This window comes from Mesorhizobium sp. M0618 (genome assembly GCF_040320765.1).
GTDB lineage: Bacteria > Pseudomonadota > Alphaproteobacteria > Rhizobiales > Rhizobiaceae > Mesorhizobium.
On record NZ_JAMYQH010000012.1, the window covers coordinates 112995 to 126961 of the forward strand.

Below are 13967 nucleotides of genomic sequence, written 5' to 3' on the forward strand. Positions count from 1 at the left end.
GTTTTTTCATCACCATAAAATGTATTGTTGTGGGGAACATTCGCTATTTAATGTAACAAAGAGCCATGAATCTGACCATTCGGCAGTTGCGCTATGTCTGCGAAGTCGCCCGCCTTGGCAGCGTGCTGGCGGCCTCCAGATCGCTCTACATCTCGCAATCCTCCATCCTCGGGGCGATCACTCTGGCCGAGGCCGGGATGGGGGCGCGCATTTTCGACAGGCGGCCGGCGCGCGGCGTCTCCATCACGCCGGCCGGCCAACGCTTCGTCGCCGCCGCCCGCATCATGCTGGCGGCGGAAACAGAGTTCAACCGGTCGATCGGAGATCTCAACGGGCGCGTGCCGAAGGTCCTGCGCATCGGCTGCTTCGAGCCGTTCGGCGCGCTGTTCATGCCGGAGATGCTGCGCAGCTATCTCGACAGCGTCGGCGATGTCGAGATCGACCTTGTCGAGGCCGACCAGGTCCAGTTGCAGGAACGGCTTGTCGCCGGCCAGATCGATCTGGCCATTCTCTACGATATCGGTCCAATCGGTATCGACAGCGTCACCCGCATCTGCAAGGTACCGGCGCATGCCGTGCTCAATGCAGACGATCCCCTTGCCGCGCGCGACGGCATCTGGCTGGCGGAACTGGCGGCACGTCCGCTGGTGCTGCTCGACCTGCCGCACACGGCGACCTATCTCCTGACCCTGTTCGACGTGCTGGCGAAACGGCCGGAGGTGCGCTTTCGCACGCGCTCTTACGAAACGGTGCGCTCGGCCGTCGCCTCCGGCTTCGGCATGGCCGTCCTCAACATGCGGCCGATCGGCCGCGCCACCGCCGATGGCGAGGAGATCGTTCGAAGACCAATCCTCGATGAACTGCCGCCACCGACGCTGATCGTCGCCGACATGTACGGTTCGGCAAAGCCACTCTTCGTGCGTGTCTTCATCGACATGTTCCATCGCTTTTTCAGCGCGGTGGGCCCTTCGGGCTTTTCGGTGACGACGCCGGAGCGCGAACCTTTTCTACTGGTCGCCAGGGAGGATGGCTGAGCCGCCCCCTTGGCGTTGCGGACATTTACAGGACTGGCGTTGCAACCGCGCCGGAGGCGCGGGTTCCGGATCGAGATGTTCGAGATCGACGGCTGGCTCGGCGAAGCCTACCGGCGCGACAAATGACGAAGCCGGCGCATAGATTGCATGAGCACTGGCCGTTGCCGCTAAACTGAAGTTTTGGCGCAACCACTCGGTTGCGGGCGCGTTTGTGAGCAAGGGCATCGATTGGAGGGATAGATTCGTCAACAGTTCCAAGCAAAAGCGCCCGAATTACGAAACTCGCTGCGGTGCGCTGGCTCGCGCTGTGGTTATGCTTGGGAACCTGTTCCAGCTGCTCGGGAGCCCAGTCGGCGCTTGATCCGGCTGGAGAGGAAGCGCGCCAGATCGCTGACCTTTTCTGGCTCATGGCCATTGCTGGCGGTTTTATCTGGCTGACGGTCATCGGTCTTCTGGTCCACGCGACGCGTCATGAGCGCACTCCCATAGACGAGCGTATTGCAAGCCGGCTAATTTTCTGGGGCGGGGCAGCCATTCCTTCGCTACTCCTCTTTCTCTTGCTAGGCTATGCGCTTTGGTTGATGCCTGGACTGAGACCTTTCGCACGAGCCGGCGAAGCCAATGGTCTCAGGATCGAAGTGACCGGTGAGCAATTCTGGTGGCGGGTCGCCTACCACCCGGCTGACGGCGGAGTTCCTATTCTTTCCGCCAACGAGATCAGGCTGCCGGTTGGCGAGCGCGTCGAGTTCTTGCTGAAAAGCACCGACGTCATCCATTCCTTCTGGATTCCCGCGCTCGGTGGCAAGATGGACATGATCCCGGGTCGCGTGAATCGGCTCTCGTTGCTGGCTACCAAACCTGGCACCTACCGCGGCCCTTGCGCGGAATATTGCGGGACCTCGCACGCGCTGATGACCTTCACGGCCGTCGCCATGCAGCCCGCTGCCTTCCGGGAATGGCTGGCTGTGCGGGCGAACCCTTCGCCCGGCGCATCCTTGCCCGGACGCGACATATTCCTTCGCAACGGCTGCGGCGCGTGCCACCGCGTTGCGGGCACACAAGCTGAGGGTGGTGTCGGCCCGGATCTCTCGCATATGGGTTCGCGGGGAACGATTGGTGCCGGCGTTTTGCCCACCGACGATGAGGCCGTTCGTAGCTTCATCGCCCATCCGCATTTGATCAAGCCGGGTTCGAAGATGCCCGACTTCAACATGTTGCCCCAACAGGACATCGCCGAAATCGCCTCTTGGCTGAAGGGGCTCGAATGACAACCCTCAAAGCCCGCATCAAGCGAAACGCCTTGCCCTCCGCAGAGAAGATCGAGGAAGAACAGCTGCGCCTCGTCTGGAAGACGCCGATCGGCTGGCGTTACTGGACTTCGGTCAACAATACGCAGGTTGGCCTCTGGTACGGGGGTGCGGCCTTTGCCTTCATGCTGTTTGGCGGCGTGCTGGCGCTTCTTGTGCGCACGCAACTCGCGGTTCCGGGAAACAATTTCCTCTCTGCCGACTTCTATAACCAGGCCTTCACGCTGCACGGCACCGTGATGATGTTCCTGTTTGCCGTGCCCATCTTCGAGGCCGTCGCCATCTTTCTGCTGCCGCCAATGCTCGGTGCGCGTGAACTGCCATTTCCCCGTCTCGGCGCCTTCGGCTTCTGGAGCTTTCTGATCGGCGGTGTCTTCGTTTGCGGTTCGATCTTCTTCGACGCCGCTCCCTCTTCAGGCTGGTTCATGTATCCGCCTCTTGCCACTGACAAGGCATATTCCGGCATTGGTGCCGACATCTGGCTGCTGGGCCTCTCCTTTATCGAAGTCGCCTCCATTGCTGCGGCGGTCGAACTGATCGTCGGCATCATGAAGTGCCGCGCGCCGGGCATGCGCATCAACCTAATGCCACTGTTCGCCTGGTACCTGCTGATCGTCGCGGGCATGATCCTATTCGCTTTTCCGCCGCTGATCGCCGGCGACATCCTGTTTGAGATGCAGCGCATGTTCGACTGGCCGTTCTTCGACCCGACGCGGGGCGGCGACCCACTGCTGTGGCAACACCTGTTCTGGATCTTCGGGCACCCCGAGGTCTACATCATCTTCTTGCCCGCCATCGCGCTGATGGCGATGATCGTGCCAACCTTTTCGCAACGTCCGATCGTCGGCTATTCCTGGATCGTGCTTGCCGCTGTCGGCACCGGCTTCCTATCGTTCGGCCTCTGGGTCCACCACATGTTCGCGACCGGCCTGCCGCAGATCTCGCTGGCATTCTTCTCGGCCGCCTCGGAAGTGGTCGCGATTCCAACCGGCGTGCAGATCTTCGTCTTCATCGCCACCATGCTGGCCGGACGTGTCATCTTCTCGGTGCCGATGCTGTTCGGCGCCGGCGGGCTCGCTATCTTCGTCATCGGCGGGCTGACCGGCGTGATGGTCGCGCTCGTGCCGTTCGACTGGCAGGCGCACGATACCTATTTTATCGTCGCACATCTGCATTACGTGCTGATCGGTGGAATGCTGTTCCCGCTGGTCGCCGGCGTTTACTATTATTACCCGCTGATCAATGCGCGGATGCTCTCGCCCCGTCTCGGGCGCACCGCCTTCTGGCTGATGTTTGCCGGCTTCAACGTCGCCTTCTTTCCGATGCATCTCAGCGGCCTGCGCGGGATGCCGCGCCGCGTCTTCACCTACCCCGAGGGGATCGGTTGGGACTGGCTGAATCTCATCTCCATGATCGGCGCCTATGTTTTCGCGGCAGGGGTGCTGGTGGTTGTCTTCGATGTTGTACGGCCGAAGCATCGCGAACCTCGCAGCGAGCAGAATCCGTGGAAGGCGGGCACGCTCGAATGGCTGAACGAGCCCGAGGAGAACTGGGGCGTTCGATCCATTCCGATCATCGAGAGCCGGTATCCGCTTTGGGACCAGGCGGATCTGATGCAAAAGGTCAATGAGGGCGCCTATTATCTTCGCAGTGCCAAGGAGAATCGCCGCGAGACGCTCATCACCTCGGTGCTCGACGCCCATCCGCTGCAGTGCCAGCGCGTGGCGACATCAACCACGATCACAATAATCTCGGCCGCATTGCTCGGCGGCGTCTTCGTCGCGCTCACCTTCGAACTCTGGATCCTTGCCCTATTGTCGGGCATCGGCACGCTCTCTGCCATTTTGTGGTGGCTCTGGACCGGCACCGGCGAAACCCCGGAAAAGAAGACCAAGGATGTCGGCCTTGGACTGCGCTTGCCGCTCTATGCCTCCGGCCCGGATTCTGTTGGCTGGTGGGCGATGTTCATTACGATGGTTGGCGACGGAACTGCCTTCGCCAGCCTCATCTTCGGCTATTTCTTCTACTGGACCATCCATCCCGACTTCACTCTGGGGCAGCCGGGTCCCGGTATGCGGTGGCCGATGATCGCGCTGTCTCTCTTCGTCGCCGCATGGGTCGCGATGCTTGGTGCGCGCCGACTGAACGCAAGCGGGTGGATCGACGGCGCACGCGTTGCGCTTGTTGCCGCGTTTCTGCTGACGCTTGCTGCCTCTGCAGCCGGTTTTGCCGGACCTTGGCAGCATGACATGCAGCCGACCGCGCATGTCTATCCGGCGATCGTCTGGATTCTCGTCATCTGGGCGCTTGCTCATGCCACGGTCGGATCCGTCATGCAGCTCTATTGCCTTGCGCGCAGCCTCGCCGGTCGCCTGACGCGGGAGCACGACATGGAACTGCACAACGTCGCGCTCTACTGGCATTTTATGGCGATCACCGCTGTCATCACCTTCGCCGTCATCGGCCTTTTCCCTGAAGCGATGTGAGACGGTGATGCGCATCATTCCCAAAGAGGTCGAAACGCTCTGGACGCTCTTCACCGCGCCCGTGATCTGGGCCGGACATTTCCTCGCCTGTTACGCACTGGCCGCAATCTGGTGTGCAAAGCGCGGTGACCTCGGTTTCGCTGTCGTCCAGGCTGGCATAGTGGCTATGACGCTGGCGGCACTCGCGATGATCGTCTTGTCCGGGTGGCTCGCCTGGAGGCAGTGGGGCTTCGGCACGAACGACCCGCCGCACGACGATCCCACAGCGACGGACCGCAACCTCTTCCAGGGGTTTGCCACGCTACTGCTTTGCGGCCTGAGCTTCGTCGCCGTGCTCTACGTGGCGCTGCCGCTGCTCTTCATCGACGGATGCTCCTCATGAGGACGGCAAGCCTGTTGCTGGGCTTCGTCACCCTCGCGCTGGTCTGGGCGGGACCGCTGCTCGATGCGTGGCGTGGCTCGTTCGCGGCCCACATGCTTGCCCACATGGGCGTCGTCGCGATCGCGGCGCCGCTGATCGCAATCGGTATTGCCAGGACGATACGCTCCGTGGCCACCGCCGCTCCCCTTATCGCCTCTCTCGTCGAACTGATTGTCGTCTGGGGCTGGCATGCGCCGGCTGCGCGCCAGTGGGCCGAGACATCGACCATTGCCACCATGATCGAGCAGGTGTCCTTCCTTGGCGCCGGGCTGTTCCTGTGGCTGACGTGCGTGGCGCCGCGCAATTCCGATGCGCCGGCTAGGGACGCTGCCGGCGCCTTCGCGTTGCTCCTGACCTCCATCCACATGACGTTGCTTGGCGCGCTGCTCTCGCTCGCCTCGCGACCGCTCTATGGCCTCGGCGATGTGACGTGCTTCGGCCTCGTGCTCGGGGCGGGACAGGACCAGGCGCTCGGCGGCATCATCATGTTGATGATCGGCGCTGCCGCTTACCTCGCTGGAGGCGTCTTCCTGCTTGCCAGGCTCCTAGACGGCAAAACCGAGAGGCTGGCCGGCTGATGCACGTCAACTGGAAACACTTGGCGATAGGCCTGGCGATTTTGCCGGTCGCCGTGCTTTTCGCGACCTGGATCGGCTTCTTCAACGTTGGCGCCTCGACCGGCCACTGGAAGGTGACCGAGTGGTTCCTCCACTTCGCCATGCGCTCGGCCGTACGGACATACGCACTCACGGTCAAGGTGCCGGACGAGCTGCCGCGCTACGCTATTCAGCCGGCTGCCGGCCATTTCGCGCGCGGCTGCGCCATCTGCCACGGCGCGCCCGGCGAACCGCGATCGCCCGCCGTCCTTGCGATGCTGCCGCAGCCGCCGGACCTTGTCGGTAAGGTCGGCGAATGGACGGACGCCGAACTCTTCCGCATCGTCCAGCACGGCGTGCGCTTCACCGGCATGCCGGCCTGGCCGACGCAGCAGCGCGACGATGAAGTCTGGGCGATGGTTGCCTTCCTGCGCGAACTGCCGATGATGGACCAGGCGCGGTGGCGCGACCTTGCTTATGGCAGTAGCGAACCGCCGACTGGCCAAACACGAGGCCTCGAACGCGCACTCGCCGACTGTACCCGCTGCCACGGCACGGATGGGCTCGGCCGGAGCCCCGCAACGCCCGTCTTGGCCTCTCAGCGCGAAACCTATCTTCTTGAAAGTTTGAGAGCCTACGCTGCCGGCCACCGCCAGAGCGGTGTCATGGGAATTTCTGTCACCGCTGTCGACCCTGCACTCCTCGCCGATCTCGCGCGGCATTTTTCCGCGCTGCCTGCGCCTGCAACGTCGACGCAACCGGACCGTGCCCGGATCGCGCGTGCCGATGAGATCGCGCGACGTGGCATTCCGGAGCGCGACGTTCCGGCATGCCTGGGTTGCCACGGTCGTCCGGACCGCAACCCCATCTATCCGGAACTGTCCGGACAGCCCGCCAAATACATTGCGACCCAGCTCGAGCTTTTCCGCGAGGAAAAGCGCAGCGGCACGCGCTTCGCCCATCTGATGCGCAACGCTGCTAAAAACCTCTCGGACGAAGATATTGCCGCACTGGCCGCCTATTTCGCGCAAATGTCGCGTGCCGCCGCAACCGGAACGCCCTGATGGCGTTACGTCACTGTCCCAATCTCGGGAATATCTGATGCGAAAAATTCTCGGCGTTTTACTCGTTATTGTCGCCTCCGTCGTAATCGCGGGGGCGAGCTTGTTCTTCTTCTCGCGCGAACAGGCCACCGTTCCGATCGAGCAGACCTACGGTCCAAACCCGACGCTCGCCGAACCCAATCCGACCTGGATACCCACGGTCCACGTTGCCGAGGCGACCCCTTGGCCCCAAGGCAAGATGCCGGTCGCCGCCCAAGGCTTCGCCGTCAACGAATTCGCTGGCGGCCTCGACCATCCGCGCTGGCTGCACGTGCTGCCCAATGGCGACGTGCTGGTCGCCGAAAGCAACGCGCCGCCAAAACCTGACGAAGGTTTTTCCATACGTGGCTGGTTCATGAACCTGTTCCAGAGCCGGGCTGGCGCCGAGGTGCGGAGCGCCAACCGTATCTCGCTGTTACGCGACGAGAACGGCGATGGCGTGGCTGAGACCAGGACAGCCCTCCTCAGCAGCCTCTTCTCGCCCTTCGGCATGACGCTGCTCGACGGCAAGCTCTATGTCGCCAATGCCGACGCGGTCGTCACTTTCCCCTATCGCGACGGCACCACCGAGATCACTGCTCCGTCCGAGAAGATCGTCGACCTTCCGGCCGGCCGCAATCACCATTGGACCAAGGACGTCATTGCCAGTCCGGACGGAACGAAGCTCTATGCCACCGTGGGCTCCAACTCCAATGTCGGCGAAAACGGCATGGAGGAGGAAGAAGGCCGCGCCGCCGTGCACGAAATCGACCTCGCGACGCGGCAGACGCGGCTCTTTGCGTCGGGTCTGCGCAACCCGAACGGCCTCTCCTGGAACCCTGAAAGCGGGGAACTCTGGGCGGTCGTCAACGAGCGTGACGAGATCGGCAGCGACCTCGTTCCCGACTACATGACATCGGTCAGGGATGGCGCCTTCTACGGCTGGCCCTACAGCTATTTCGGCCAACACATCGATGTCAGGGCGCAGCCACCACGTCCGGACCTCGTCGGCAAGGCGATCGTGCCCGACTACGCACTCGGGGCGCACACCGGGTCGCTTGGGCTCACCTTCAACACCGCCGACCTGTTCGGCCCGCACATGAAGAATGGCGCCTTTGTCGGCCAGCATGGTTCATGGAATCGCATGCCGCGAAGCGGCTACAAGGTGATCTTCGTGCCGTTTGCCGACGGCAAGCCGTCGGGGCCGCCACAGGACGTGCTCACCGGATTTCTGAGCAACGATGACAAGGCATTCGGCCGTCCGGTTGGCGTCGCCATCGACCGAACTGGCGCATTGCTGATCGCGGATGATGTGGGCAACAAGATTTGGCGGATTATCCCGGCGGCCGACTAGGCCGGCGCGTTGCTTCGGCGCGTGGAAGGGTTGGGCTCATGGGCCAAAACGACCGAGGAGCCGAGCGGATCGTCACCATTTTTGGCGAAACAGGGTTTCTCGGGGGACGATCGAGATGCCGATGGCGCTCGGTCTGGTTGGCGGCGCCACCAGACGCGTCCGCTGCCCACATCGCGCTCAAGATCCTCGGGGTGAAGGGTGCGCAGGAACTGGCCGAGGCGGCGGTGACCGTCGGCCTGGCACAGAACATGGCGGCGATCCCGGCGCTGGCCAACTTATCCTGAATGAGTGTGCGAGAAGAATGCATGGCTCCAAGTTGGCTTGCGGTTTGCGCGCCCAAGGCTGGTTTGATCAACTGCACACCAGGACCGTGACGATAATTGAAACCGTCGCGAGCTCCGGCCCTTGGGCCAAACGGCCACATAAGTTTATTCGTTTTTGACCAATACGCGCCGGCGGATTCCTGTAATCTTCAGAAAAACACCGGGCTAACCGGGGCCAACCAGAAAGGTCGGGGAATGAAATACGTCGTCGATACGATCGGCGGTCCCACAGGCGGTGATGCCTGGCAAGCCGCTGTTACCGAAGCCTATTTTCCGCTCGACACCGAGTATCGGAACCGTCGTGAATTTTCAGGCACGCTGGAAACCTTCTCGCTTGGGCTCGTCAGCGTGTCTAAAATGCGCTGCGATGCCGTAAGCTATCGCCGCCATCGCCGCCACTTCCTCAACGAACGTGACGCCAGCCTGCTCATCACCATCCCGGAGATGTCGGAGGTGAATTTCTCGCAAGGGTCGAGGACCGTCAATTGCGGTCCGGGGGGCTTCCTCGTTGAGAGGGGAGATGCGCCTTACGAATTCTGGCACGGTAAGCCAAACGCGCTGTGGGTCCTGAAGGTGCCGTCGTCGAGCGTTCGGGCGCGGATCGGGTCTGCCGAACGGCTCAGTGCGCTCAGTTTCGACGCAACCCAAGGCGTCGCCGCGCTCTTCCTTGACACGGTGCGAACCACGATCGGCCATGTCGATGAGATCACTGAAGTCGCTCGTGAGATGATGGGCAGGCACATCCTGGAAATGCTGTGCCTGTCGATCGTGAGCGACGATCGCGTGCTGGACAGCAGCATCTCGTCGATCCGGGCCGGCCATTTGCATCGTGCCGAGCAGTATATTCGCGACAATCTGAAGAATTCCGGCCTCGGCCCGCAGGCGGTGGCCGATGCCTGCGGGATTTCCCTGCGTTACCTGCAGGTTCTTTTTCAGGACAGCAACCAGTCGATCAACGGCTTCATCCGCGACGCCCGGCTTGAACTTTGCTCCGAGGAACTGATGTCGGTGACCAACATCAGCAGCGTTGCCGAGATTGCTTACCGCTGGGGCTTTGCCGACCAGTCTCAATTCTGCAAGCACTACCGGACGCGGTTCGGTTGCGCACCGACTGATACCCGTCGCGAAGCAGCGAACCGGGCAGGCCGCGCTTCGACCTCAAGAGAGCGGCACTAGACCCGGCGAAATCCGGGCCAATTCCCATAATCTATTGCGACGCCGCCCCGGCAAGGGCGGCGAAAGCCGGGCCTTGCCCGCAAATATCCCGCGAAGGAACTGTCATGAGCAGAATAAGAGTTGCCGTCGATGTCGGAGGGACTTTCACCGACATTTGCATCATGGACGAAGATAGCGGCGCGATCCGCATCGAGAAGACCGCCTCCACGCCTGACGATCCCATGCAGGCGATCATGAATGGCGTGGAGCAGGGCCGCATCGATCTTTCGGAGGTGACGCTGTTCTCTCATGGTACGACGGTCGCCACCAATGCGCTGATCACCCGCCGCCTGCCACGCACCGCAATGGTCTGCACCGAGGGTTTCCGTGATGTTGTCGAGATCCGCCGCGCCAACAAGGAAGACCTCTGGGACACCTACAAGGATGTCGCCAAGCCCTATATCCCGCGCCGCGACCGGCTGACGGTCCGGGAACGGGTCAGTGCCGAGGGCACGATCCTGGAAGCACTGGACGAAGAGGCCGCTCACCGCGTCGCGGAAATTCTCGTGAAACGGCAGGTCAAGTCCATCGCCGTCTGCTTCATGAACTCCTATGTCAACGGCGCCAATGAGCGCCGCATGCGTGAGATTCTGAAGGAGGCCATGCCGGATCTGCCGGTTTCGATCTCCTCGGAGGTGATGCCGGAAATCTTCGAGCACGAGCGTTTTTCCACCACCATGGCCAACGCCGTCTGCGCCCCGGTCGTCGTCGACTACGTGTCGCGTCTCGGAGAAAAGCTTGCCGCGGCCGGATACAAGCGAGATCTCCTGTTGCTGCACAGCGGTGGCGGGGTCATGACACCCGCAAGCGTCAGGGATTTCTCAGCCCGGCTCGCAGGATCGGGCATCGCCGCCGGTGCGATCGCAAGCCGCTTCATCGGAAATCTCTGTGGCTTCCAGAACTCGATCGGCTTCGACATGGGCGGCACCAGCACCGACGTCTCGCTCGCATGGAACGGGGAGTCGCGCATCACAAAAGACTGGTACATCGAATTCGGATATCCGATCCGCTTCCCCTCCATCGAGGTGCTGACCATCGGCGCGGGCGGCGGTTCGTTGGCATGGCAGGACGAGGGCGGCAGCTTGCGCAACGGACCGCAGTCCGCCGGCGCCTTTCCGGGCCCGGCCTGTTACAAGAATGGCAACCGCACCGCCACCAACACTGATGCCAATGTCGTGCTCGGTCGTCTCGGCACCAGCCTTGCGGGCGGCAAGATCACGCTGGACCCCGCTCTGGCCGCCCAGGCGGTGCAGGAGACTGTGGCGACACCCTTCAGCATGGAACTCCACCAAGCGGCCGAGGCGATCATCGCTGTCGCCAACGCCAATATGGGCAATGCCGTCCGGCTTCTCTCCATCAGCCGGGGCTATGACCCACGAGACTTTGCGCTCGTCGCATTCGGCGGTGCAGGCGCTTTGCACGGAGCGGCCGTGGCGAAGGAGCTTTCGATTCCAACCGTGATCGTGCCGCCCAATCCTGGCGTCACCTCCGCGCTCGGTTGCCTTCTCGTCGACGTGCAGCATGATTTCTCCGAAAGCTTCATGGCCGATGCTTCGACGGTCTCGCCCGCCGAGATGCAGACGGCCTTTGTTCTGATGGAAGAACAGGCGGTTGAGCGTCTGACCCATGAGGGCGTGGCGCGCGAAGACATGGCGCTGCAGCGTACGGTCGAGATGATGTACCAGGGCCAGTGGCGCTCGCTCGCGGTGTCAGCCCCGGCGCGGATCGAGAGCATCTGCTCGCTGATAGAGGCATTCCACAACGAGCACGAACGCGAGTTCAACTATCGCCGCGAAGAGGCGCCGGTGTCGATCTTCCGCATCGCGGTCAAGGCGATCGGCATCGTACCGAAAGCCGAGATGCCGCGGCATGAAGTCTTGCCTCATGTGCCCGAGCCGCTCGGCCGCCGCGGCGTCTGGTTCGACGGCGTATCTCATGATGCGGCTGTCTATGAACGCGACCAACTCAGCGCCGGCGCTGCCTTTGCGGGACCCGCCATCGTCGAACAGTTCGATTCCACCACCGTGGTTCCGCCGGGAATGAGCGCCACCGTCGACGACTTCCTGAACATTCTCATCGTGACGAAAGGCTGAGACATGACAAAGCTGATTGAAACGAGCCCTGGCCTCGATCCGGTAACGTTCGAGGTGCTGAAAAACTCCTTCATCACCACCGTCGACCAGATGGCAGAACAGATGCTTCGCACCTGCTATTCCTTCGTCATCTACAACCGAGACTTTTCGAACGCCCTGCACGACGCCGATGGCAACTCCGTTGCCCAGGGCAACTACGACATCGCGGTCCATGTCGGCACACTGCACAACACATGCAAGGAGGTGATCCGGGTCTTCGAAGGCGATATGGCACCCGGTGACGTCTACGCAATCAACGATCCCTATGCCGGCGGTACGCATTTCAGCGATGTTCGGCTCGTCCGACCGATCTTCGATGAAGACAAACTGATCGGCTTCTCCCAGTCGAACGGACACTGGTCGGATCTCGGCGGCTCGGTGCCGGGTTCCTTCGACGTCACCGCCCGCGACATGTTTCGCGAAGGCCTGCGGATCACGCCGTTGCGCCTTTTCCAGCGCGGCCGCTTCTGCTCCGACGTCGCCAACATGATCGCGGCCAACACGCGCGATCCCGCGTCGATCATTGGCGACATCCATTCCCAGGCGCAGGCGACGCAGGCCGCCGAGCGCGAACTGTTGCGGCTGGTCAAGAAGTACGGACGCGGCCAGGTCATGCGCGGTATGGAGGAGGTTCAGGACTACGTTGAACGTGCCGTGCGAAAGCGTCTCGCGGAGCTGCCCGACGGCACTTGGGAGACGGTCGACTACATCGACCGGGATCTCGGTGCCGGCGAAGGCATGATCCCGATCCGCATCAAGATGACGATCAAGGGCGACACGATCCACTACGACTTTACGGGAAGCCATTCGACCATTGCCTCGATGTACAATTCCGCCCCGGGCGCGACCTTCTCGGCCGTGGTCGCCGGCATGAAAACCTTCTTTCCGGACCTCCCGCTCAACAGCGGATTTTACCGGATGATCGAGGTGACTGCGCCAAAGAACAGCATCGTCAGTGCGGAATGGCCGGTGGCGGTGACCGGGTTCCTGATGCCGTTCGAAAAGATCATGAACGCGATCTTCGAGATGTGGTCGAAGATCATGCCCGAACGCGCTATCGCCTGCGCCTTCAACCTCGAATATCTGCTGGCCGGGGGACGGGACGCGCGCAAACCCGAAAAGCCGATCTTCATGTTCTACGAATGGCTGCCGGGCGGTTGGGGCGGGCGCAACGGCAAGGATGGTGCCGATGTCACCACCGCCTGCTTCGGAACCGGGTTGATGTCGCAACCGAACGAAGGCAACGAACGGGTGAATCCGACTCGGACGGTCGAGTTCCAGATCAAGCAGGATTCAGCCGGGCCCGGCAAATGGCGGGGCGGCGTCGGCGTGCAGAAGACCTCCTTGCTGCTTGAGGCTGAAAATGCCGTCATGTCCTATATTTGCGACCGCGAGCGCGCTGTCGTCTGGGGTGTCGAAGGAGGCCTGCCGTCGATGCCCCACGGCTTGACCATGAAGCGCGCCGGAGAAGAGACGGAGATCTGGCTCGGCTCCGTATTCTCCGATTACTCCGTCCACACAGGCGACCAGTTCGCTCGTCCGACGGCCGGCGGCGGCGGTTTCGGCGATCCGCTGCAGCGCGAGCCCCGCAAGGTGATGGAGGACGTGATCGACGACTACGTTTCCCTGGAGCGTGCCAGGACTGACTACGGCGTGGTGATCCGCGAAATCGACCGCGACCTGTGCCAGTTCGAAATCGACGAGACGGCAACAGAATCCTGCCGTGCCGACATCCGGGCGAAACGGAAGGGCTGGGCACGCATGGATCCTGAGGAGGTCGCGCGCAAATACCGCTCCGGCGAGATCGATACGCTCGATGCGGTTCGGCACTATGCCGTGATCCTCGACTGGGAGACTGGCGAACTCCTCCCCAAAACCACCGCCCAGTTCCGCGAGAGCTTTGAGAAACGCACGGTCGCTCACTGGGCCTGAGCGCCAAAGAGCACGCCGCAGAGTTATCTGTTTTTTCGATACGATACTCAAAGAATTACTATTTCACAGGAGCCTAAAGCTGGAG

Annotated in this window: 11 protein-coding genes; all 11 read left to right on the top strand. The window is 62.2% G+C overall.

All coding sequences use genetic code 11. The annotated features are described in order from the left end of the window. The first annotated feature begins 65 nt into the window (after window positions 1–65). Window positions 66–1034 (top strand): LysR family transcriptional regulator, encoded by a 969-nt coding sequence (locus NKJ04_RS15135; RefSeq protein ID WP_023809000.1) that lies wholly within the window; start codon window positions 66–68, stop codon window positions 1032–1034. Between the two features lie 290 nt (window positions 1035–1324). After that, window positions 1325–2302 (top strand): cytochrome c oxidase subunit II, encoded by a 978-nt coding sequence (gene coxB, locus NKJ04_RS15140; protein ID WP_281040870.1) that lies wholly within the window; start codon window positions 1325–1327, stop codon window positions 2300–2302. Further along, entirely contained in the window at window positions 2299–4827 is a 2529-nt protein-coding gene (gene ctaD / locus NKJ04_RS15145; protein ID WP_352676045.1) for a cytochrome c oxidase subunit I, read from the top strand. Before coxB ends, ctaD begins: the two co-directional genes overlap by 4 nt. A gap of 7 nt (window positions 4828–4834) precedes the next feature. Then, window positions 4835–5209, top strand: coding sequence for a hypothetical protein (locus NKJ04_RS15150; protein ID WP_127294296.1), 375 nt, complete (start codon window positions 4835–4837; stop codon window positions 5207–5209). Then, window positions 5206–5826, top strand: coding sequence for a cytochrome c oxidase assembly protein (locus NKJ04_RS15155; RefSeq protein ID WP_352676048.1), 621 nt, complete (start codon window positions 5206–5208; stop codon window positions 5824–5826). The genes NKJ04_RS15150 and NKJ04_RS15155 overlap by 4 nt, the downstream gene beginning before the upstream one ends. 20 nt (window positions 5827–5846) lie before the next feature. Continuing rightward, a complete protein-coding gene (locus tag NKJ04_RS15160; protein WP_352676051.1) occupies window positions 5847–6908 on the top strand; it encodes a c-type cytochrome in 1062 nt (353 codons plus the stop codon). 37 nt (window positions 6909–6945) lie between these two features. Next, complete coding sequence (locus NKJ04_RS15165) at window positions 6946–8280, top strand: PQQ-dependent sugar dehydrogenase (protein ID WP_352676053.1); 1335 nt, start codon at window positions 6946–6948, stop codon at window positions 8278–8280. A 38-nt stretch (window positions 8281–8318) separates the two neighbouring features. Further along, entirely contained in the window at window positions 8319–8564 is a 246-nt protein-coding gene (locus NKJ04_RS15170; protein ID WP_245486035.1) for a hypothetical protein, read from the top strand. A gap of 234 nt (window positions 8565–8798) precedes the next feature. Continuing rightward, a complete protein-coding gene (locus tag NKJ04_RS15175; RefSeq protein ID WP_023808993.1) occupies window positions 8799–9779 on the top strand; it encodes an AraC-like ligand-binding domain-containing protein in 981 nt (326 codons plus the stop codon). Window positions 9780–9883: 104 nt separating this feature from the next. After that, window positions 9884–11911, top strand: a complete 2028-nt coding sequence (locus NKJ04_RS15180) for a hydantoinase/oxoprolinase family protein (protein WP_352676056.1) — start codon at window positions 9884–9886, stop codon at window positions 11909–11911. A 3-nt stretch (window positions 11912–11914) separates the two neighbouring features. Continuing rightward, the gene (locus tag NKJ04_RS15185; protein WP_352676058.1) at window positions 11915–13882 is read left to right on the top strand and encodes a hydantoinase B/oxoprolinase family protein; all 1968 of its coding nucleotides are present in this window, start codon (window positions 11915–11917) and stop codon (window positions 13880–13882) included. Window positions 13883–13967 lie beyond the last annotated feature (85 nt).